Below are 20,831 nucleotides of genomic sequence, written 5' to 3'. Positions count from 1 at the left end.
CTCCTTCGTCGGTTACGCGGGCCTCTGCCAGTCGACAGGCTTGACCTGACGCATCGCCCGCACCTGGCTGTCGAACAGCAGTGCGGAGAAGCGATTGCTGTCGTTCAGTTTCGCCACCGACGCCTTGCAGCGCTGCCGGATCTCTTCGCTGATCTGGCGGTCCGGTCCGGGGATGGCCCCGGCCTGGCATTGGACCTGCGCCGCGCGCTCGACGATGTAGTGTAGCATGAAGGTCGAGGCGACGTCACGCTCGCACACCGCGACGCCATGATTGCGCAGCACGAGGACATTGTTGTCGCCTAGGCTGGCGACCATGCGGTCGCGCTCGTCGGCGAACAAGGTGATGCCCTCGAAGTCGTGATAGCCCACGCGGTCGATCAGCTGGGCGCCGTAGAAGTTGTTGTGGTCGATCCCGCCTTCCTTCATCGCCACCGCCGACATTGCGATCGTGTGGGTGTGAGCGACGCAGTGGACGTCGTGGCGGTGCGTGTGGATCGCGCCGTGCAGCGCGAAGCCGGCGGGATTCGCGGGATACTCGGACTCGCCCACCAGCTCGCCGTCGACGTTGACGACCAGCAGGTTCTCGGGCGTGATCTCGCAATAGTTCAGCCCGAACGGGTTTACGAGGTAGCGATCCCCCTCGGGTAGGCGCACCGAGATGTGGTTGAAGATCAGCTCGTGCCAGCCGAAGTGCTCGACCAGGTGGTAGAAGTTCGCGAGGTCATAGCGCAGCTTCCACTCTTCGTCGCTGAAACGTGTCATCACTTACTCCCTTGTCGGCCGGGGACGTGACGCGGCATCAGCCACAGCGCCGCGGCCACCGCCATCATCATCGCACCCAAAAACACAAAGAACGCGCCCGCTCCCGCGCCGATCAGCACCGCCCCGATGTAGGAGCTGGCGATCGCGCCAAGCCGGCCCACCGCCAGCGCGGTGCCGACGCCGGTGCCGCGCAGCTGGACCGGATAGGCTGCGGCGGCGATCGCGAACAGCATTGGCTGCAGCCCGGCGATGAACAGGCCGGCAAAGAAGATCGTCCCTGCCAGCACCGCGACCGGCGTTCCGACGCCGAAGGTGCCGAACGCGACGAGGCTCGCCGCCGCGGCGCCCAGGCCGAAGCTGATCGTCAGGCGCCGCGAGCCGCTGCGGTCGATGCACAGCGCGCCGATGAGCGCGCCGGCGATGCCGCCGAAGTTGAACGCCGCGAGGAACATGCCGCCTTGGGCCACGGTGAAGCCGGTTGCGGTGCTGAGCGTCGGCAGCCAGTTGAACACGGTATAGGCGGTGGTGAGCACGAACAGGAAGTGCGACCACAGCAGCAGCGTCACCTTCCACTCGCCGCCCGCGAACAGCGCGCCGTAGCCGGCCTTGGCCTCGCCCGCTTGCGCGGTGGCGCCAAGGTCACCCGGCGAGGGGGCGACGCCGAGCCGCGCCGCGAAGCGCTCCAGCTCGGCGCGGCGACCGGGGCGCGAGGCGAGGAACTGCGGGGATTCGGGCAGCGCCACCAGCATGATCCCGGCCAGCACCAACGGCAGCAACCCGCCCACCAGGAACAGCGACTGCCAGCCATAGACCGGCAGCAGCCAAGCCGAGACCAGCCCCGCCAGCACGCCGCCCACCGGTGTGCAGATCATGCCCAGCGTCACCATGAAGCTGCGGCGGCGCACCGGCGTGAACTCCGACAGCAGCGCCACCGCGCTCGGCATCGCGCCGCCCAGGCCTACCGAGGCGATCAGGCGGGCGACGATGAACAGCGGCATGCCGGTCGCCATCACCGTCATTAACGTGCCCAATCCGAACACGATCATGCTGGCGAGCAGGGTCAGCTTGCGGCCGAAGCGGTCACCCAGCCAGCCGTTGATCGCGGTGCCCACGCTCATCGCGACGATGCCAAGCCCGATCACCGGCACGAAGGCCTCGCGCGGCAGGTTCCATTCCTTGATCAGCGCGGGCAGCACGACGCCGAGCAGCTGGATGTCGAACCCGTCGAGCACCACCGCGAGGATCGCGAGCATGCCGGCGCGTCTCTGGAAGCCGGTCCACGGCCCATGATCCAGCGTCCAGCGCAGGGAATTGTCAGACTGCATCACGCCCCTTGTTTCCTCTTTTCGGCGCCAATTCGCCGCTGCCCAGCAGCCTCACGCTGCGGTCATATTCGGTGCGCAGGATGGTCAGCGCCCGGGCCACTCCTGCCTCGCCGCCGGCTGCCACGCCGTACAGCGTCGCGCGCCCGCCCATCACCGCGTCGGCGCCCAGCAGCCGCGCCTTGAGGATGTCGTTGCCCCGCCGCACGCCGCCTTCGACCAGGATCGTCGGCCCGGCGCCCAAATCGTCGCGCACTTGGCGCAGCAGCGACAGCCCGCTCACCGCGCCGTCGAGCTGGCGGCCGCCGTGATTGCCCAGCACCACGCCCTGTGCGCCGATGGCAATCGCCTCGCGCGCATCCGCAAGGTGAGCGATGCCCTTGATCAGCAAGTCGCCTGTCCAGGCGGCGCGGATCTGCTCCAGCTGAACCCAGGTGACATGAGGGGCGATGTTGTCGCGCAGCCAGTGGCTGGCCGCGATCAGGTCGCGCCGGCCGCCCAGTGCTTCGGTCAGGTTGGGGAAGGACGGCAAGCCGGGCAAGTACACGCTCGCAAACCAACGCGGGTGCAGCAGCGCGTCGATCCTGGCGGCCGGCGTCGGCACTCCAGGCCTCGCATAGAGGCGGGTGTCCCACTCGCGATTGCCCACGGTGTTGGCATCGACGGTAACCACCAGCGTGCGTACACCCGCTTCGTAGGCGCGCGCCATCAGCGCGAGCACCAGCTGCATGTCGCTGAACACGTAGAGCTGGAACCAGTGCGCCAGACCCGGGGTGCGTGCGATTTCGCCCACGTCCGTGTTGGAGACAGTGCTCTGCGTGAACACGACACCCGCGCCCGCGGCGCCGCGCGCCAGGGCAAGGTCGGCCTCGCGCCACTGCAGCCCGTTCAACCCTGTAGGAGCGATGACGTAAGGCAATGCCTGATGGGCGAGCCGACCACTGGTCGCGGGGACCTCAGACTTTCCTCCGCCCATTCGGGGCATGAACTCCATGCCATCGAAAGCCGCGCGGTTTGCGGCCAGCGACAGTTCGTCCTCGGCACCGCTCTCCAGGTACTCGGCGGCGAGCCGAGGCAGGCGGCGGAGCGCCATCGCGCGCAGTTCGGCGATGGAGTGCGCCCGCTCGACCCTGCCCCTGGTCCGGTATCGCCGAAGCAGCGCGGTCATGCGGCGGCGGTCTCGAACGCCATGTACGGACGGCGGCCCTTGAGCAGCAGTACGATCGAGAGCACCGCAGCAGCGATCACCACCACCGCCATCGAGCTGCCAACCGCCTTCTCGCTGGCGAAGACGCGGTCGTTGAGGAAGCCGACCAGCGCCGCGCCCATCGCCAGGCCGATGAAACTGTTGAGGAACAGGAAGATCGCCGAGACCCGCGCGCGCATCGCCGGCGGCGCGACCACCTGCATCACCGCGGTCGAAGGCGGCATCGGCGTCGAGGCGAAGAACATGGCGACGCACAGCAGCGCCAGCGCCACGCCAGGCGAGCTAGTGAACGGGAGCAGCGCCATCGGCGGGATCGTGCCGACCGAGCCGACGATGCCGGTGTGGAACGGCGCGTCCCGGCGGCCGCGCTCGGTCTGCCAGTCCATGAACCAGCCGCTCGCCAGCACCCCGCTGACACCAGCGATCAGCGCGACCATGCCAAGCCACAGTCCGCTCTGCGCCGCCGTCATGCCGAACGTGCGGATGAGATAGGCCGGCGCCCAGCCGAGCAGCGCGAACAGCGACATCGCCATGAACGAGAAGCCGAACAAGTGCGGCCCGAAGATCGCCCGCTCGCGCCACAGGAAGGCGAGCACCTGGCCGGTCGAGGGCGCTTCGCGGCGGGCCTTGTAGCGGGTGGCGGCATCCGGTTCATGCACCGTCAGCGCGATCACCAGCGCCAGTAGCACGCCGGGAAAGCCGACCAGCACGAACACCAAGTGCCAGGGGGCGAGCGCTTCGCCGAACAGGCGTACTTCGGGCAGCAACGCGGCGAGCTGGATCACGCTGCCGCCGACGAGGAAGGCGATACCAGCCCCCACGAATGGTCCCATCGAGTAGACGCCCACGGCGCGGCCCAGCTTCTCCTTGGGGAACAGGTCGCTGATCAGCGAGTAGGTCGCCGGCGACAGCGCCGCCTCGCCCGCGCCCACGCCTAGGCGCGCGACGAACAGTTGCCCGAAGCTGCGGGTCAGTCCGCAGGCCATCGTCGCCACGCTCCAGAACGCAATGCCCAGCACGATCGTCAAAGGGCGCGAATAGCGGTCAGCGAAGCTAGCGATGGGGATGCCCATGGTGGCGTAGAACAGCGAGAACGCCAGCCCCTGCAGCAAGCCGAACTGGGTATCGCTGAGCGAGAGGTCGTGCTTGATCGGCTCGATCAGCAGCGAAAGGATCTGCCGGTCGATAAACGAGAACACGTAGGCGACCATACATAGGCCCACCACATACCATGCACCCCTGCTCGTCATCGCGCCCAACCTCCCGTCGTGTCGTAATAGCCCGAGCGACGTTGCCGCCGCGGCATGAGTCGAGCCGCTCACCATGTGAAGGATGTATTACATCAATTGACTTTTCAAGTTAAATGCATGGCGACGGTCTGCGATGCGCGATCTTGCGCTTGGTGCACATTGCTGCGCCTCGCGGATAGCTCGCCGCGCCGCCAGCCGGCATGGATAGCGCTTGAATTATGAGGTGTGACATGAAGGTTGCAGTACTGGGCGGTGGTCACGGCTGTTATGCGGCGGCTGCGGAACTGAGCGAAAAGGGCCAGGAGGTGTGGTTCTGGCGGCGGGAGGCTTCAGCTTTCGAGGCGCTGAACGCCAACGGCGGGGTCACCGTGCGCGACCATGCCGGCACGCGCACGGTGCCGATCGCGCATGCGACCGCGTCCTTGCAGGAAGCGATCGAGGCGGCCGAGCTGGTCGTCATCCCGCTCCCCGCGCACACGCACGAGGATCTGGCGGCGGCTTGCGCCCCTTACTGGCGCGACGGCCAGATCGCGTTCCTGCCGCCCGGCACGCTGGGCTCGGTGCTGTTCATCCAGGCCGCGCGCGCGGAAGGGAACACGGCCAAGGTTCGCTTCGCCGAGACGGGCACCCTGCCCTACCTGGTGCGCAAGCACGGCCCGGCCGAGATCGTCGTCAGTGCCTATGCGACGCGCCTGCCCACCGGCGTCTTCCCGCGCTCGGAGCGCGACGAGGTGCTCGATATCATCCGCGAGGCCTATCCTGCGGTAGAGGCCGACGCCGACATCCTCTCGGGCGCGCTGATGAACGCCGGGCCGATCATCCACCCGCCATTGATCATGATGAACGCCGGGCCGCTCGAGCATTTCGAAGCCTGGGACATCCACAACGAGGGCACCCAGCCCGCAATCCGCGCTGTCACCACAGCGCTCGACGCCGAGCGCATGTCCTTGCGCGAAGCGCTGGGCTACAGCGCGCCGCACTTCCCGCTGGCCGACCACTACACGTCCGACGGCGACGAGTGGATGTACGGCAACGCCGCGCACGAGAAGCTGACCGACAGCGGCGACTGGCGCGAGAAGATCGACCTGCAGACGCACCGCTACATGCGCGAGGACACGCAGCTGGGCCTTTCGATGCTGGTGTCGATCGGGCGCTGGGCCGGCCATCCGATGCCGGTTGCGCAGGGCCTGCTGGCGCTCGCCTCGGCAATCACCGGTGAGGACCTCTATGCCTCAGGCCGCACGCTGGAGCGGCTCGGGCTCGCCTCGCTCGACCGCGCAAGCATGACGGAGTGGATGAACGGTGGCCACTGAGAACCCTAGCCGGATCGCCATCCTCGGCGCCGGCCGCATGGGACGTGGCATCGCCACGTCCTTCGCGCTGGCCGGCATCGAGTCGCTGCTGATCGACTTGCGCCCCAGGAGCGACGGAGACTTCGCCCGGCTGCGCGAGACGGCCATGGCGGAGATCGGCGACAGCGTGCGCTTCCTTGCGGAGGCGGGGCTGCTCGACGCAGCGGGCGTCGACAACGTGCTCTCCCGCGTCGCGGTAGTGCCTGTCGCGCAGGCGCCAGCCGCGATCGGCAGCTGCGACGTGATCTTCGAAGGCGTGCCCGAAACGCTGGAGGCTAAGGCCTCCGCCTTCGCCGTCGTCTGCGAAGCGGCGAGCCCCGAGGCGATCATCGCATCGACCACCTCGACGATCGGAGCCGATGAGCTAGCGGCGATGGTCACCCGGCCCGAGCGGTTCATGAACGCGCACTGGCTCAATCCCGCGCACCTCGTGCCGCTGGTGGAAGTCAGTCCTGCCACCGTGACCGATCAGCGCCAGGTCGACGTGTTGTGCGACCTGCTCAAAGGCATCGGCAAGGTGCCCGTCGTGTGCCGCTCCTCGCCCGGCTACATCGTCCCGCGCATCCAGGCGCTGGCGATGAACGAGGCGGCGCGAATGGTTGAGGAAGGCGTCGCCAGCGCCGAGGACATCGACACCGCCGTGCGCGTCGGTTTCGGGTTCCGCTTCGCCATCCTCGGCCTGCTCGAATTCATCGATTGGGGCGGCGGCGACATCCTGCACTACGCCAGTGCGCACTTGTCGAAGAACCTCGATGAACACCGCTTCGCCGCGCCTGACGTGATCGGCCGCAACATGGCCGAAGGACGCAACGGCCTGCGCGATGGCAAGGGCTTCTACGACTACGCCGATACCAACGTCGCAGCCTATCGCGCGCGTCGCCTGGGCGAATTCCTCGCGATGCTCCAGCACCGCCAGCTGATGCCGTCGATCAAACCCTGATCCGCGTGACTGACCGGAGGCTTAGCCTCCGGTCAGCACCACCAGATCAGCGAGCGTGCGGTTCACAGGCACCGCTACCCCCGATCGTTCGCCGCGATCAGCGATAGCGCCGTTGATCGCGGCGATCTCGGTCGTGCGGCCGGCCCGCCGGTCCTGCACCATCGACGGCATGTGATGGCCCTGATGGCGGAACGCCGCTGCGATGCGGGCGCGCACCGTCTGGGGATCGAACGGCACGCCCTCGGCGCGCGCCACCGCGGTCACTTCCGCCAGGACGCAGCCGACCAGCCGCCGCCCGGCCTCGTTGTCCAGGCCCTCGACCGGCACGTCGACGATCGTCGCGAGCGCGTTGAAGGCAGCGTTGAAGGCCACCTTTTCCCAGATCGCGCCGCGCACGTCGGCCTGAGGATGCACGGCGAACCCGCCGCTCGCGAGCAGCGCAGCGACGGTATCGCACGCGCCGCTCTCCCCAGCCGCGACGCCGAGCTTGAGGATCCCCGAACCGTCGCTGTGGACGCATCCGTCGCGCATATCGGCGGCGACATCGGTGACGCCGAGGATCAGCCGCTCGGCCGGGACCAGGCCGTTCAGCGCCTCGGCGATACCGAGCCCGTTCGCCAGCACCACCACAATGCCATCATCCTTCAGCGCGTGCAGCGCGCCTGCGAGCGCCGGACGCAAAGCGCCGAACTTGGTGAAGAGAATCAGGACATCGTGGCCGGCGGGAAGATCGGCCGGAAGGCCGCAGGCGATCGATGCTGCACCCGCCTGACCGGCGATCTCGAACACCACGCCTCGCGACTCGATCTGCGCGCGCCGCTCGGAGCTGATCTCGGCAAGGTGCAAGTCATGTCCGGCAAGTGCCAGCCGCGCCGCGAAGAGCGAACCCATCGCCCCCGCACCGACCACCGCAACGCGCATCCTACCCTCCATGTCACTTGAATGTTCAAATTTCTATTGCACGCGGTCCGGCGTTTGTTAAGCCTTGGTCATCAACGGTCCTGGCGCCCAGGCTATCGCTTGCAGACGCCATGCTGAGGAGAAGGAATTATGAAGAGGTTGCTGCGCCGATCCGCTTTGATGCTCACCACGGTCCTTGCCGTCGCCGCATCGCCTGTCGCTTTCGCGAAGTCGGGCACCGCCTCCGAACGCGCGCCCAGCTCGCGCACCTCGTCGAGCGCCCGCCCCAACGTGATCGTCATCCTCGCCGACGACATGGGCAATGGCGACATCTCGTCCAATGGCAGCCCGTGGATCAACACCCGCAACATTGACAGCATCGGTGCCGATGGCGTCAAGTTCACCAACGGCTATGTCAGCGCGCCGCTGTGCAGCCCCTCGCGCGCGGGCCTGATTACCGGCCGCTACCAGCAGCGCTTTGGGTTCGAGCAGCAGGTCTCCTCGGGCGCCTTCCCCGAGCTGCGCGAAGTGCGCGAGGAGGACGGCAAGCTGACCCCGCTGCAGGGCGAGGCCGAGTTCCTGCGCCGCGGCGTGCCCACCAGCGAACGCAACATGGGTGAGACGTTCAAGGCGGCGGGCTACACCACCGGCGTGATCGGCAAGTGGCACCTGGGCCATGGCGAGCAGTTCCTGCCGCAAAACCGCGGCTTCGACTATTCGAACGTGTTCTACGGCAACACCAGCATGCAGTACACCGACCTGTCCAACCCTGATATCATCAGCATGAAGGTCGACTTCCACGACGAGGCGCCGCTCACCGCCTGGTCGCGTGAGGGGCTGAACGGCATCCGCGAGAACGGCAAGTTGGTGCAGGTCAACCAGTATTTGATGGAGTACTTCCGCGACCGCGCTGTAGACTTCATCGAGCAGAACAAGAGCAAGCCGTTCCTGCTGTACCTGCCGATGAACTCGCCGGTGCCCCCGTTGCAAGTGCCAATCGGCTACTACGAGCAGCTGCGCAGCAAGATCCCCAACATGGACCAGCGCGCCTACAACGCGTTGCTGATGGCGCAGGACCAGGCGGTCGGCGCCGTGCTCAGCAAGCTGAAAGCGACCGGGCTCGACCAGAACACCATCGTCGTGTTCCTGAGCGACAACGGGGAGGCGCTCAGCCGCCCAGGCAGCAACGCGCCCTTTTCTGGCGGCAAATACTCGACGCATGAAGGCGGCATCCACATCCCCTTCATGATGCGCTGGCCCGGCCAAATCGCGCCTGGCACCGTCTACGACAAGCCAGTGATCAGCCTCGACATCCTGCCCACTGTCGCAGCGGCAGCCAAGGTTTCGACCTCGGGCTCGCAGCCGCTCGACGGCGTGAACTTGCTGCCCTTCGTCCAGGCGCAGAAGGAAGGCTCGCCGCACGAAGCGCTGTTCTGGAAGCTGGGCCAGGAATCGGCGGTGCGCATGGGCAAGTGGAAGCTGTGGCTCAACACTAAGAGCGGCGCCTCTGCACTCTACGACCTTGAAGCCGATGTCGCAGAGAAGACTGACGTCAGCGCGCAGAACCCGCAGATCAAGGCCGATCTGCAGGCGAAGTACGACGCCTGGAACGGCTCGCTCCCGCCGCGCGGCTGGACCAACATTTCGCCGGTGTTCGGCAAGTAATCCACCCCTGTCCGCGGTCGTCCGGTTCGCCGGCGCGACTGCGGACCTTTTTCGTGCGCTCTCTCGACAGCGTCCTTGGCGCATGACGGTCCGCGTCGAAACGGCTATGTCCTCCCGTCATTGGCAGGACATGGGACCACGAAGACCATCATGAGCGACGCCCCTACCGACACGTGTCTCGATGGCATGCACCGCCTTGACGGCGGCACCTTCACGATGGGCTCCGATCGCTTCTATCCCGAGGAAGCGCCGCCGCGCCGCATCGCCGTGGCGCCGTTCTGGGTTGACGAGACCCCGGTCACCAATCGCCAGTTCGCCCGCTTCGTGGACGAGACCGGCTATCGCACCGTCGCCGAAATCCCGCCTTCGCCAAAGGACTATCCCGGGATGGACCCGGCGCAGATGCACGCCGCCTCGCTGGTGTTCCACAAAACGCGAGGGCCGGTCGATCTCGATGATTCCAGCGCCTGGTGGTCGTTCCAACCCGGCGCCAGCTGGCGCCATCCGTTAGGGCCCGAAAGCACGATCGACGACCTACTCGACCATCCCGTGGTCCACGTCTCGCACATCGACGCCGCAGCCTATGCCGCCTGGGCCGGCAAGCGGCTGCCGAGCGAGGCGGAGTGGGAGTTTGCAGCGCAGGGCGGGCATGACGACCGCGACTACGCCTGGGGCGACGCACTCGCGCCCGGCGGAACGATGATGGCGAACTACTGGCAGGGGCTATTTCCATTCGCCAACACCCAGCTGGATGGTTGGGAGCGGACATCACCGGTGCGGACCTACCCCGCGAACGACTACGGTCTGTTCGACATGATCGGCAACGTCTGGGAATGGACCGACGACTGGTGGGCGCTGCCCGCCGGCAAGAAGCCGAAGAAGGGCGGGCAGAGTTGTTGCGGCCTGCCCGATCCGCGTGGGGGATCGCTAAAGGGCAGCTTCGATCCGCTAATCGCGCAAGTCCGGATCGGCCGCAAGGTGATCAAGGGCGGCTCGCACTTGTGCGCCGAGAACTACTGCCAGCGCTATCGCCCGGCGGCGCGCCATCCGCAGACGATCGAGACCTCGACCGGCCACATCGGCTTCCGCTGCGTGGTGCGCGAGGCGGATCTGACGTAAACGTCGCGCCGACCACACTCCAAGTCCTTTCGCGTCGAGCGTAGTCGAGTGACCACGCACAGCGCCAGCATGTTTCGACTACGCTCGACACGAACGGGCAGTGGGTGTCTGCTCGCGTGGAAAAGCAAAAAGGGGCGGAAACGGCAATTCCGCCGTCCCGCCCCCCTCAGATCTGCGACCCGCCTTACTTCAGGTCGAAGCGGAAACCGACCCGGAAGGTCCGGCCCAGCACGTCGTAAAGCGTGCCATTGACGCCGACGTTGATGTGCACCGGGCCGAGCACCGCCGGGCTCACGCGCGGATCCTGGTCGAGCAGGTTCTCGACTGAGAAGAACAACGCCGGACTCCCGGCAATGTCCTCGAACCGCTGAGTCAGCGTAACGTCGGTGTAGTAGGCTGCTTTCACGTGGTTATCGACGATAGTCTTGTCGGACGCGTACTTGCCCGCACCGATGAACCGCTCACGCACATTCAACGTGGTGCCGTTGACGGTGTAGTTGGCGTTGAGGTTGACGCGCCACTTGGGCACCGCCGTGTTCTCGCTCATCGTCCCGGCATAGCGGAAAACGGTGAAGCCGGTATCGACGTCGCGGCGCTTCACGTAGTTGGCCAGTGCCGCCAGGCGCAGCTGGCCCGCACCGAGGCCGGTCGAGTAGTTCGCCTCGAAGTCAACGCCGGTGGCGCGCTCGCGGCTGAAGTTGATGCCTGGCGTCAGGATCTGCGTGATCAGGTTGCTGGCGGGATCGCGCGTGATGTAGGCGCACAAGCTGGCATCGCCCGCCTGACAGCCTTGGATTAGGTTCTGCGCGGCCAGGCTGACGATCGACTGGTCGATCTTGATGTCGTAGTAGTCGACCGAGAGCGACAGGCCGGGAAGCCACTGCGGACGGTAGCCAACGCCCAGCGACAGGGTGTCCGCACGCTCCGGTTGGAGGTTCTGATTGCCTACCACCAGCACCAGCGTGGCATACGATGAGTTGATGACCGGGTCGGCCAGCGCAAGCGTGGTCGCCTGCCCGCCCTGGAACAGCTCGTTCAGGTTGGGCGCCCGGATATCGCGCGAGCGGGTGCCGCGCAGGCGCAGCTCATCGTTGATCTCCCAAGTGAGACCGGCCTTCCAGGTGGTTACGCCGCCGCTCAGCTTATAGTCGGTGTAGCGCACGGCGCCATTGAAGCTGACGTCCTGCGCGAAAGACTTGTCCTTCAGCAGCGGCACGATGATCTCGCCAAAGGCTTCCTTGACCGAAACTTCGCCCTGCGATGCCTTGTAGTTGCCGGTGAAGTAGCCGTTGGCCTGCGACACCGCGTCGGCAGTCGCGTCGTAGGTTTCCTGACGATATTCGGCACCGACCACGACCGAGACGGGGCCCGCCCAGGTCGAAAAAGGATCGCCCGAGATCGAGCCGGAGACCACATCCTGCTTGATGCCAATCACCTGGCGCGCAGTGCCGAAGGCATAGTCGCGCGCGGCGTCGGACACTGCGACGGTGCCGAACGGGTTCAGCGGAGCGCAGGCGGCATCGTCGTTTGCAGTCGAAGCGTCGGCATTGACGCCGCAGGCGATCGCACCACTGGGGGTACGCACTGCGTTCACGGCACGGTTGTAGTTGGCGATATTGGGGTTGTTCGCCGCTTCTGAGATGATGTGCGAGATGCCGTGCGTGTAGTACAGGTCCCACTTCCACCCGCCGAGATCACCCTTCACGCCGCCGACGTAGCGCTCCATCTCGCGCTCATTGCGTCCCCGGATCTGGCCGAACTTGTAGTTGCTCGTGCCCAGGTTGAAGGTGGTTTGCCCGGCCGCGGCCAGCCGTGCGCGGACCGCCGGATCAAGGTAAGCGTTGTTGATCGAGATCGGCAGGTTGCCAAAGCGGTTGTACGAGACCGAGAGATAATCGGTTACCGAGTGGCCGTAGCTGGCTTCGGCGAAGACCTGGATGCCGTCGGTCAGGTCGTAGGCCGCGTGGCCGAAGAAGCTGTACATCTCGGTCGGCACCGCGACTTCGATGCGGCCGCCGTGATCTTCGGCCGAACCGCCCAGCGACTGCAAGCCGTTGGTGTAGCCGAAATTGAATGGCGTGGCGCTGGCGAGGCCGTTGGCTCCGAATTGTGTGCCGCGCAGCGGGCCCGAGGTGATCAGGCCGTTGTCGGTGGCTGACGCGAGGCCGACATTAGGCGCGACGATGTACTGCGGCACGCCGTTGGTGGCGGTGAAGGCCGGGTTCACGATCAGCTTGGAGCCGTTGTACCAGTCGCGGTCCTGCGCGCGGACGCGGCCCGACTTGTTATACTGTCCCGAGACGACGATGTGCCCGCGCCCCCCACCGAACTGGAGGCCGCCGGTCAGCTCGGCGCGGAACGCGTTGCCGTCGCCCTTGTCGGTTATGCCGTAAGAGGTCTCGCCTTTGAGGCCGGTGTACGTGTCGTCGAGGATGAAGTTGACCACGCCGGCCACTGCATCGGAGCCGTAGGCGGCCGAGGCGCCGCCGGTCACGATGTCGACCCTCTTGACCATGGCGGTCGGCAGCAGGTTCACGTCGACCGCACCGGTCAGCGTGGAAGCAACGACGCGGCGGCCGTCGAGCATGACCAGCGTGCGGTTGACGCCAAGGCCGCGCAAGTTCAGCAGGTTCGCGCCCGCGGTGCCGCCGGCGGTGGTGCCGTTCACGTTGCGCGGGCTGGTGGAGCCGGCCAGCGCGGGAAGCTGGTTCACGTAGTCGGCCAGGCTGGCGGGAGCCGTGAGCGCGATAGTCTCGGCGGTGAGCACAGTGGTCGGCGTCGGCGCTTCGTATCCGGTCCGGTTGGTACGCGTACCGGTGACGACGATATCGCCAGCATCGGTCGCCGCTTCGGCCGGGTCGACTTCTGAGGCAGGCCGTGCGGCGTCGGTACCTTCGGCCGACTGCGCAAGCACGGGACTTGAGATGATCGCCGCGACGGCTGCGAGCGATGCATTAAAGGCGTAGAGAGCGCGTCGTGTCATGATTTCCCCCCGGCTGGCGATAAGCTGGCTACGTTCTTTGGCCGACTCATGCAGCCATGACGAAAAGCTGCATCACGAAAGTTTCATTTTCAAGTGATAATGGGAGTAAGGCTCTTTTCGGTGCTAGTTGGGGCAAGCGCGCAACACTCGGCGCCGACTATCTCGGTGCTCGCCCAGCCGAAACACAGTGGCGAGCGTCGGCTTTGGGCCGCGGCTCCCGCGAGCTTCAGCCTTGCCGACTCTGCGACGCGAACGGCATGATCCCGTTCGCCTGCTTGATGCTCTTCAAGGCGATCGTCGAAGACGAGCGGACGACCCCGGGTATGCCGCTGATCTGCTCGCGAAGGATGGTGTCGAGGTGTTCCACGTCGCCGCAGACGATCTTCAGCAAGTAGTCGCCCTGCCCTGCGGTGGTGTAGCATTCGAGGACCGCCGGGTGCGACTTGATCGCTGCCTCGAAGTCGTGGTGGTGCGCAAAGTCAACCGTGACTTCGCAGAAGGCGGTGAGCGGCAGGCCTACGGCGCTGCGATCGATGTCTGCCCGGTAACCTGTGATGACGCCTCGCTCTTCGAGGCGCTGCACGCGAGTCCAGCACGGCGTCTTGCTCAGCCCGACGATCTCCCCGAGAGCTGCATAGCCTAAGCGTCCATCCGCCTCCAACGCCGCAAGCACGGCCCAATCAATCCTGTCCATACCGCTCGTCTGCCCTTGACCGCTATTGCAGAACATTGTTCTGCTCGATCCGCAAGATTTCAAGTACTATTCTGTTTCGTCAGCCACAACAAGGAAAGAACGGAACCCCGTCCGCCGGATTGCGCGCTATCCTGTGACGAATCCGCAAACGCTTGCAAGGAGACGTTCGTGTCGCTTTCCGATCTGCAGCCCTTGGGACTGGATCCTATTCTCTCGATCGCGGCGCGGGTAGCACGTGACCCGCGGCCCGAGCGGGTGGACTTCGGGATCGGAGTGTACCGCGACGCCGAAGGGCACTCGCCGATCTTCGCCGCAGTCAAGGCCGCGGAGGCGCGGATCGCGCGCGACCAGCGCACCAAGGCTTACCTCTCGCCGCTGGGCGACACCAGGTTCGTGGCCGCGATGTCCGCTGCGGCCTTCGGCGAGCACCTCGCCTTCGCCGGCCTGCAGACCGTCGGCGGGACCGGCGCCCTGCACCTGGCGATGCACGTGCTCGCCGCCACCGGGTCCGGCCGCAAGGTGGTGCTCGGCACTCCCACATGGCCCAACCATGCGCCGATCGCCGCATCCGCCGGACTGGGGATCAGGACTTACGCCCACCGTGCCGACGTGGGAGGGGCGTTCGACCCAGCTCCCCTGCTCCAGGCCATCGCGACCTGTTCCGCCGGCGATGTGTTCGTCCTGCACGGCTGCTGCCACAATCCCACCGGCATCGACCCCAACCTCGCCCAATGGCAGGACATCGCCGCCGCGATCGCCGCGGCCGGAGCGCTGCCGCTGATCGACCTGGCCTACCAGGGCTTCGGCGAAGGCTGGGCCGAGGACCAAGCGGTCGTCGCGCTGTTCCACGATGCCGTGCCCGAGCTACTGGTGGCTTATAGCTGCGACAAGAACTTCGGCCTCTATCGCGATCGGGTGGGCATGCTGACGGTCAAAGGGCGCGATGCCACATCCGGCCAGATGATCGTGCAGCACCTCGCCGCCGCCGCGCGCACCGCCTACTCGATGCCGCCCGATCACGGCGCCGTGGTGGTCCGCACCATCCTCGAGGACGCCGAGTTGTCGCGCCTCTGGCGCAGCGAACTGGACGCCATGCGCGCGCGGCTGGCGAGTCTGAGGCAGGCGTTCGCCATGGCACTCGAGGCGCGGGGCCTGGGCCAGCCATGCCTGTCACGCGGCTTTGGCATGTTCGGCATGCTCGACGTGGCACCGGGCGATGTCGAGCAACTGACAGAACGGTTCGCCATCTTTCTTCCCCCGTCCGGCCGGATAAACCTCGCCGCGCTGACCGACGCCACCATCGAGCGCCTCGCCGATGCCCTCTTGGCCGTGCGCGCAGGAGAATACGCGTGACCGCGCCCATGCGCATCGCCGTGGCCGGAGTCGGCGCTGTGGGCGCCGTCGTCGCTTACCGGCTAGCCGCGGCGGGCAATCACGTCACCCTCGTCGCAAGGGGCCAGCGGGCCGAGCAGTTGCGGTCGACCGGTCTCCAACTGGCCCGCCTGCCGGCAATCGCCGCCGACGTGGTCGGTGCAGCGGAGCTCCCGGAGCAGGACGCGATCTTCCTGGCAGTCAAGGAACAAGGCCTCGCACCGCTGCTCGAGGAGCTTGCTGCCGCCATCGCGGCCGAGACGCTGGTGATCCCGCTGGTGAACGGCATCCCGTTCTGGATGCTGGCGGACCATGCCTGCCCCGGCGAACTCGTCGGCGCCGCGGTCTACGTCGTCTCGCGGCTAGACGCGGCGGGTGTAGCGCACCCCACGCCAAATGCGCGGCTGACGCTCGGCCTTCCCCACGGCGCTTCAATCCCGCGCCTGGACGCCCTCGCCGCCATGCTGACAACGGGGGGGATCGTGACCAAGGTGAGTGCCGACATCCGCGCCGACATCTGGGCGAAGATGGCGCTCAACCTCGCCACCAACCCTCTCTCGGTCGTCTCGGGTGCCACGCTGCACGACCAGTTCCACGATCCCGCGCTGAATCTGATCGTCCGCGCCATGCTGGAAGAGGCGGTGAGCGCCGGCCAAGCCCTGGGCGTCGCCAGCGCGATGACCGTGGATGCCATGATGGACGTCGGCCGCGCCGTTGGCCCGGTCGAAACCTCGATGCTGCAGGACTACAAGGCGGGCCGGCCGCTGGAACTCGAGGCAATCGCGCTGCGCTGTCTGAACCTGGCCGAAAGCCGCGGCATGTCGATGCCGGTTGCGAATACCGTCGTGAGCCTCGCCGGCTTCGCCGGTCGACAAGCCAGCAGTAACATCCAAGGCTGAACTTTCCCGTCACAGACCTAAACAGGGACCATCATGACAGCTCGATCCTTTCTCGTCGCCGCCGCTGCACTTCTGGCCGCCCAGCCCCTCGCCGCGTCCGCCGCGCGGGCGACCGCCCCCGTCCAGAACGGCGACTCCGACAAGATCCGCCTTGTCTTCCTGGGCACCGGCGCGCCGCGTCCTTCCGAGGAGCGCCACGGCGCCAGCATCCTGGTCGAAGCGGGCAAGCACCGCGTCCTGATCGACTGCGGCCCCGAAATCCGCCAACGCATTTTCCAGGCCGGCAACTTCGACCTGCTGACCAACATCACCGAAATCTTCGTCACCCACCTGCACTACGACCACATCGCCGACATCGACGACGTGTGGATCGCCGGCTGGATGTACGGCCGCCGCACCCCGCTGACGATCTGGGGACCGCCGGGAACCGAGAAGTTCGCCAGCGACATCAGCTCGGCCTTCTCGTGGGACATTCGCTATCGCGAGATCGTCGGCATCCCGGCCGCGGGCAACCGCCTGCAGGCGCACGACCTCAAGCCCGGCGAGGTGTTCGATCGCGACGGGCTGAAAATCACCGCGTTCCACGTCGAGCACATGCCGATCAATCCCGCCACGATGAAGGTCGGCAAGCTCGAAGGCGACACGTACGGCTACAAGGTCGAGTACAAGGGCCGCTCGGTGGTGTTCTCGGGTGACGTGCGCGACTTGCCGAACTCCGAGATCGTCAAGGCGGCGCAGGGCGCCGACGTGCTCGTCCACGAGGTGCAGGTGCCGTCGACCGGCGGCGACAAGGAGGCCGAGCGCGCCAACGTCAGCCTGAACGTCCACACCACACCCGAACAGGCAGGCGCCGTCTTCGCCAAAGCCAAGCCGCGCATGGCGGTCTACTCGCACATCATCCCACCGCAAACCACCGGCGAGTATCTCAGTGCACTTACCCGCCCCTACTACAAGGGGCCACTCGTTAGCGCGTTCGACCTGATGACCCTAACGGTCGGAGAGCAGATCGAAGTTGGGCGGCGCGAGAACCAGGCAAGCAGGGTGTTCGAAGACACGAGCGCTGTGCAGAAATAGCGACACATAACTCATTAGATGGGTGAGAGCATCTGTCAGGGACCACCCAAATCAAGCCTCAAGCCAATAGCCGCGTTGCGTTAGAGGCTGTGTGGAAAGGGCTTTGTGCGTTGGCTGGATCGACGCGCACGGGGCTGGTCGTTCAGCCCTGCATCGCGGCGATGAGCGCTGGTACGCCGAGGAGCGCGATGGCGCGCTTGATGTTGTAGGCGAGGATGTGGAGGCTGGCCTCGGTTGCCACGTTCCCGAGCCTTCGTGTCTTTAAGTGGCTTCTGCCCATCCAGTCTTTCAGCGTGCCAAAAACGTGCTCCACCGTTCGTCGTCGCACGCGCATGGCATCGGGCCAGCGGTCGAGCCGAGCCTGCATGGCCTCGATCACCTCTTCATGCTGCCATCGCTTGATGCGCCGCTCGATCCCGGCGGTGCAGTTCGCCTTTACAGCGCAGCGGGAGCGACAGGCTGGCGTGGCATAGCCATGAAGCGTCAGCCCATGTTCGAGGCTGGAGAAGCGTCGGGTTAGGGTCTCGCCGGCGGGGCAGCGGTAGGTGTCAGTGCCCGGTTGGTAGACGAAGTCCTGCTTGCCGAAGCGCCCCTCGGCCTTGGCGCCTGAGGTTAGTGGCTTGGGGCAGATCGCCACGACGCCGGCCTTCTCGCAGGCCAGCACCTCCGGACCCGAGAAGTAGCCGCGATCGGCCAGCACTGTGAGCGTATCGGTGCCAGTCGCGTCGCGGGCCTGTTCCCCCATGCTGGCCAGCGACGTGCGGTCGTGGCCACGATTGATCACTTCGTGCGCCACGACGATGTGGGTGTCCGCGTCGACCGCTGCCTGAAGGTTATAGCCGACAAGGCCGGTGCCGCCTCCAGCCGACGCCATTGCGCGCGCGTCCGGGTCGGTCAGCGAGATCTGCCGGTCGGGCGCGGCCAAGACTGCCTGCTCCATGGCTTCCAGGTCGCGCATCTGCCGGCGCAAGGCATCGAGCCGCGTCGTCAGCCGCGCAGTACGCAACTCGGACGCCTCGCCCTCTTGCCGGTCGGCAGTGTCGAGCATGCCGAGATAGCGCTGGATGCTGGCATCGACCTGCTCCATCCGGCGCCGGATTGTGACAGGCGTGAAGTTCCGGTCGCGCGCATTCACCGCCCGCAGCCGGCTGCCGTCCACCGCCACCGTGCAGCCCGCGATGAGACCCAGGTTGCGGCAGACCAGGACAAAGCGCCGGCATGCCGCCTGTATCGCCGCACTATGGTTACGGCGGAAGTCGGCGATGGTCTTGAAGTCAGGCGCGAGCTTGCCTGTGAGCCACATGCACTCGACATTGCGGCCCGCCTCGCGCTCCAACCGCCGGCTCGACTGCACCTGGTTGAGGTAACCGTAGACGTAGAGCTTGAGCATGGTCGCCGGATGATAACACGGTCGCCCGGTCGCAGCGGCTGCGCCAAAGCCCAACTCGCTTAAGTCCAACTCGTCCACGAACATGTCGACCACCCGAACCGGGCTGTCCGCGGTCACATAATCGTCGATACAGTCCGGCAGCAGCCTTTCGCGCCGGTCGCTCCCCTCGATGAAACGGCTCATCCCAGCACCTCCATCAGCGCGAGAACTCTACCACATCAGCACGTTTTCACACAGCCTCGGTGGAAGGCGACCGTCCGCTTTCGGGAAGAGGGTGGCGATTAGCTGACGTTGCCGGTGGGCTGCCCCTTTCCCAAAAACGATCCAATTTTCGGAAAGGCAGCAGCAAGCCGCAGCAGATAATACGAGGCGCGACCAGCAGAGTAAGCATCCTAACCGTTATTCGGTAAGACCGAACCTGCGATCGGACCATGCGTATATCATCCGATCGCAAGCCCCGTCGCGGGTCGCTATGCAAATAAATGTTGTCCTCTCGTTAGTAAACCGCTGCGCCGCGACACTCATCCCGTATCCAAAACCGCCATGCCCCCAAAGCGGATACTTGCCCGCCTGGGTGACGAACCCGAGGCCATACCAACCCTTCTCACTCGGCTCGGTGGCCACCGCGCGTGACCTAGCGGACACTAACACGTTCGAACGGAGCGCGGTGAAGAAGCGCAGCATGTCGGTTGCGCTGGCAACACCACCTCCGGCGGCCGATCCGCGCCAGGGGAGTACTGCGGTGGACGCGACGGGCTTGGGCTCGGCTTCGAAGAAGGTGGAATAAGCGACTGGAATGTCCTTGATGTGCTGCAGGTCCGGGAACGACGCGTGCGTCATCCCGGCAGGGCCGAATACGTGTTGCTGGATGTAGTCCTGATAGGTCTGGCCTGACACCCGCTCGATCACCGCACCAAGTAGGATGAACCCATAATTTGAATAGTCGAACTTGCTGCCCGGCAGAAAAGCTGGGGGCCGGCTGCCATTAAGTCTAATGTAATCGTCGATCGTGCGGACCCACTCCCGGTTCGCCGTATCCTCCCGTTGCAGAACGCCATCTTCTCCGGTGCCGCCGCGATGACTAAGCAGTTGCCTAATCGTGACTTTGGCCATGCCCTTGTTGGGGTAGTCCGGGACATAGCGAGAGAGGGGCGCATCAAGCGCGACCTTCCCTTTCTCAATGAGCTGAAAGATGCCCACCGCCGTGAACATTTTGCCGGCCGAAGCCAGGAACATCGGCGTATCGGCCGTTATGGGCCGTGCATCATCCCGGTTGAAGGTCCCGGCAGAATAGGTCCACGGCGCTTGGCCGTCCTGGGCTACGATGATCGAGCCAGCGAATGCATCCGATGCCGCCAACCGCTTGGCAACGTCACGCGTGGCGGCGAGCGCACGCGCTTCGGGCATCGCAAAGGGCTGAAGGTTGAACTTCTCTAGCGTCTTGCCGTCTTGAGCGACCGAAAATGACACGCGGAGGAGCGCCGGGAAGCAGCGCTCGACCAGCAAGGCGCGAAACGATTTGTCGCTCTTGTCCTCGACCCGCGCCAGATCAAACCCACAGGTTTCCTCGCGCAGATTACGGGCGGTTAACGCATCGGCATCGCCAAGATGTTCGCCATAGAATTTCTGGATTGCCGCCTTGTCGCCCGTGTTGAACGTCGCCAGCCAATTTTCGAATTGCGTTGTAGCAGGCTCCGCATGAGCCGCGCTTGCAGGTGCTACCAGGACGATAAGGCAAAGAGCTGCTCTGATCATTGTGTTCCCTTCCGCGACCTTGAGGATGGCGGTTCAGCATGCAGATTACGATTACAAAAAACTCGGACCCAAAAACTTTTTGCGCGCCCGTGTGATGCCGGACGTGACTGCTGGGTGTTTTGTGTCGCGAAACCACCCATCCCGGGCA

General features: G+C 65.7%; 16 protein-coding genes. 7 read left to right on the top strand and 9 right to left on the bottom strand.

Annotated elements, in window-relative coordinates; genetic code table 11:
- Positions 1–12: 12 nt before the first annotated feature.
- From ABVV53_RS09655 to ABVV53_RS09640, 4 genes are read right to left on the bottom strand one after another with little or no spacing between them, the layout of a single operon-like run.
- Positions 13–762, bottom strand: coding sequence for a class II aldolase/adducin family protein (locus tag ABVV53_RS09655; protein WP_353984161.1), 750 nt, complete (start codon positions 760–762; stop codon positions 13–15).
- Positions 762–2,087, bottom strand: a complete 1,326-nt coding sequence (locus tag ABVV53_RS09650) for an MFS transporter (protein WP_353984233.1) — start codon at positions 2,085–2,087, stop codon at positions 762–764. Before ABVV53_RS09650 ends, ABVV53_RS09655 begins: the two co-directional genes overlap by 1 nt.
- Positions 2,077–3,252: an alpha-hydroxy acid oxidase gene (locus ABVV53_RS09645; protein ID WP_353984160.1), complete on the bottom strand. Its 1,176-nt coding sequence runs from the start codon at positions 3,250–3,252 to the stop codon at positions 2,077–2,079. The genes ABVV53_RS09650 and ABVV53_RS09645 overlap by 11 nt, the downstream gene beginning before the upstream one ends.
- Entirely contained in the window at positions 3,249–4,502 is a 1,254-nt protein-coding gene (locus tag ABVV53_RS09640) for a spinster family MFS transporter (protein ID WP_353984159.1), read from the bottom strand. The genes ABVV53_RS09645 and ABVV53_RS09640 overlap by 4 nt, the downstream gene beginning before the upstream one ends.
- A 269-nt stretch (positions 4,503–4,771) precedes the next feature.
- On the opposite strand from ABVV53_RS09640, the gene ABVV53_RS09635 reads away from it, so the two are divergent.
- Positions 4,772–5,854 carry an NAD/NADP octopine/nopaline dehydrogenase family protein gene (locus ABVV53_RS09635; protein WP_353984158.1) on the top strand — a complete coding sequence of 361 codons (1,083 nt, stop codon included), beginning with the start codon at positions 4,772–4,774 and terminating at the stop codon, positions 5,852–5,854.
- Positions 5,844–6,833: a 3-hydroxybutyryl-CoA dehydrogenase gene (locus tag ABVV53_RS09630; RefSeq protein WP_353984157.1), complete on the top strand. Its 990-nt coding sequence runs from the start codon at positions 5,844–5,846 to the stop codon at positions 6,831–6,833. Before ABVV53_RS09635 ends, ABVV53_RS09630 begins: the two co-directional genes overlap by 11 nt.
- A 21-nt stretch (positions 6,834–6,854) precedes the next feature.
- Here the strand turns inward: ABVV53_RS09630 and ABVV53_RS09625 are convergent, their stop codons facing one another.
- The gene (locus tag ABVV53_RS09625; protein WP_353984156.1) at positions 6,855–7,754 is read right to left on the bottom strand and encodes a ketopantoate reductase family protein; all 900 of its coding nucleotides are present in this window, start codon (positions 7,752–7,754) and stop codon (positions 6,855–6,857) included.
- Positions 7,755–7,883: 129 nt separating this feature from the next.
- Here ABVV53_RS09625 and ABVV53_RS09620 point away from each other — a divergent pair, with 129 nt between their 5' ends.
- Positions 7,884–9,398, top strand: coding sequence for a sulfatase-like hydrolase/transferase (locus ABVV53_RS09620; protein WP_353984155.1), 1,515 nt, complete (start codon positions 7,884–7,886; stop codon positions 9,396–9,398).
- A 150-nt stretch (positions 9,399–9,548) separates the two neighbouring features.
- Positions 9,549–10,517 carry a formylglycine-generating enzyme family protein gene (locus ABVV53_RS09615; RefSeq protein ID WP_419956766.1) on the top strand — a complete coding sequence of 323 codons (969 nt, stop codon included), beginning with the start codon at positions 9,549–9,551 and terminating at the stop codon, positions 10,515–10,517.
- A 184-nt stretch (positions 10,518–10,701) separates the two neighbouring features.
- Here ABVV53_RS09615 and ABVV53_RS09610 read toward each other — a convergent pair whose 3' ends face one another.
- Positions 10,702–13,500, bottom strand: a complete 2,799-nt coding sequence (locus ABVV53_RS09610; RefSeq protein ID WP_353984154.1) for a TonB-dependent receptor plug domain-containing protein — start codon at positions 13,498–13,500, stop codon at positions 10,702–10,704.
- Positions 13,501–13,726: 226 nt separating this feature from the next.
- Positions 13,727–14,194, bottom strand: coding sequence for an Lrp/AsnC family transcriptional regulator (locus ABVV53_RS09605; protein WP_353984153.1), 468 nt, complete (start codon positions 14,192–14,194; stop codon positions 13,727–13,729).
- 168 nt (positions 14,195–14,362) lie between these two features.
- Here ABVV53_RS09605 and ABVV53_RS09600 point away from each other — a divergent pair, with 168 nt between their 5' ends.
- From ABVV53_RS09600 to ABVV53_RS09590, 3 genes are read left to right on the top strand one after another with little or no spacing between them, the layout of a single operon-like run.
- Positions 14,363–15,547, top strand: coding sequence for an aromatic amino acid transaminase (locus tag ABVV53_RS09600; protein WP_353984152.1), 1,185 nt, complete (start codon positions 14,363–14,365; stop codon positions 15,545–15,547).
- Positions 15,544–16,464, top strand: a complete 921-nt coding sequence (locus ABVV53_RS09595; protein WP_353984151.1) for a ketopantoate reductase family protein — start codon at positions 15,544–15,546, stop codon at positions 16,462–16,464. Before ABVV53_RS09600 ends, ABVV53_RS09595 begins: the two co-directional genes overlap by 4 nt.
- 33 nt (positions 16,465–16,497) lie before the next feature.
- Positions 16,498–17,538 carry an MBL fold metallo-hydrolase gene (locus ABVV53_RS09590; protein WP_353984150.1) on the top strand — a complete coding sequence of 347 codons (1,041 nt, stop codon included), beginning with the start codon at positions 16,498–16,500 and terminating at the stop codon, positions 17,536–17,538.
- A gap of 142 nt (positions 17,539–17,680) precedes the next feature.
- On the opposite strand, the gene ABVV53_RS09585 is transcribed toward ABVV53_RS09590, so the two are convergent.
- Positions 17,681–19,111, bottom strand: coding sequence for an IS1182 family transposase (locus tag ABVV53_RS09585; RefSeq protein ID WP_353984149.1), 1,431 nt, complete (start codon positions 19,109–19,111; stop codon positions 17,681–17,683).
- Between the two features lie 216 nt (positions 19,112–19,327).
- Positions 19,328–20,683: a serine hydrolase domain-containing protein gene (locus tag ABVV53_RS09580; RefSeq protein WP_353984148.1), complete on the bottom strand. Its 1,356-nt coding sequence runs from the start codon at positions 20,681–20,683 to the stop codon at positions 19,328–19,330.
- Positions 20,684–20,831: the final 148 nt, after the last annotated feature.

It is taken from the genome of Novosphingobium kalidii (assembly GCF_040534015.1).
Taxonomy (GTDB): domain Bacteria; phylum Pseudomonadota; class Alphaproteobacteria; order Sphingomonadales; family Sphingomonadaceae; genus Novosphingobium; species Novosphingobium kalidii.
The sequence above is the reverse complement of the archived record's forward strand: the minus strand, read 5'-3'. Positions and strand labels throughout refer to the sequence as shown.

Bases quoted from the DNA above. Each gene is read 5' to 3' on its own strand.
- ABVV53_RS09585 (WP_353984149.1), bottom strand. From the start codon at position 19,111: ATGAGCCGTTTCATCGAGGGGAGCGACCGGCGCGAAAGGCTGCTGCCG.
- ABVV53_RS09655 (WP_353984161.1), bottom strand. From the start codon at position 762: ATGACACGTTTCAGCGACGAAGAGTGGAAGCTGCGCTATGACCTCGCG.
- ABVV53_RS09590 (WP_353984150.1), top strand. From the start codon at position 16,498: ATGACAGCTCGATCCTTTCTCGTCGCCGCCGCTGCACTTCTGGCCGCC.
- ABVV53_RS09615 (WP_419956766.1), top strand. From the start codon at position 9,549: ATGAGCGACGCCCCTACCGACACGTGTCTCGATGGCATGCACCGCCTT.
- ABVV53_RS09640 (WP_353984159.1), bottom strand. From the start codon at position 4,502: ATGGTCGCCTACGTGTTCTCGTTTATCGACCGGCAGATCCTTTCGCTG.
- ABVV53_RS09610 (WP_353984154.1), bottom strand. From the start codon at position 13,500: ATGACACGACGCGCTCTCTACGCCTTTAATGCATCGCTCGCAGCCGTC.
- ABVV53_RS09625 (WP_353984156.1), bottom strand. From the start codon at position 7,754: ATGCGCGTTGCGGTGGTCGGTGCGGGGGCGATGGGTTCGCTCTTCGCG.
- ABVV53_RS09580 (WP_353984148.1), bottom strand. From the start codon at position 20,683: ATGATCAGAGCAGCTCTTTGCCTTATCGTCCTGGTAGCACCTGCAAGC.
- ABVV53_RS09645 (WP_353984160.1), bottom strand. From the start codon at position 3,252: ATGACCGCGCTGCTTCGGCGATACCGGACCAGGGGCAGGGTCGAGCGG.
- ABVV53_RS09620 (WP_353984155.1), top strand. From the start codon at position 7,884: ATGAAGAGGTTGCTGCGCCGATCCGCTTTGATGCTCACCACGGTCCTT.
- ABVV53_RS09650 (WP_353984233.1), bottom strand. From the start codon at position 2,087: ATGCAGTCTGACAATTCCCTGCGCTGGACGCTGGATCATGGGCCGTGG.
- ABVV53_RS09635 (WP_353984158.1), top strand. From the start codon at position 4,772: ATGAAGGTTGCAGTACTGGGCGGTGGTCACGGCTGTTATGCGGCGGCT.
- ABVV53_RS09605 (WP_353984153.1), bottom strand. From the start codon at position 14,194: ATGGACAGGATTGATTGGGCCGTGCTTGCGGCGTTGGAGGCGGATGGA.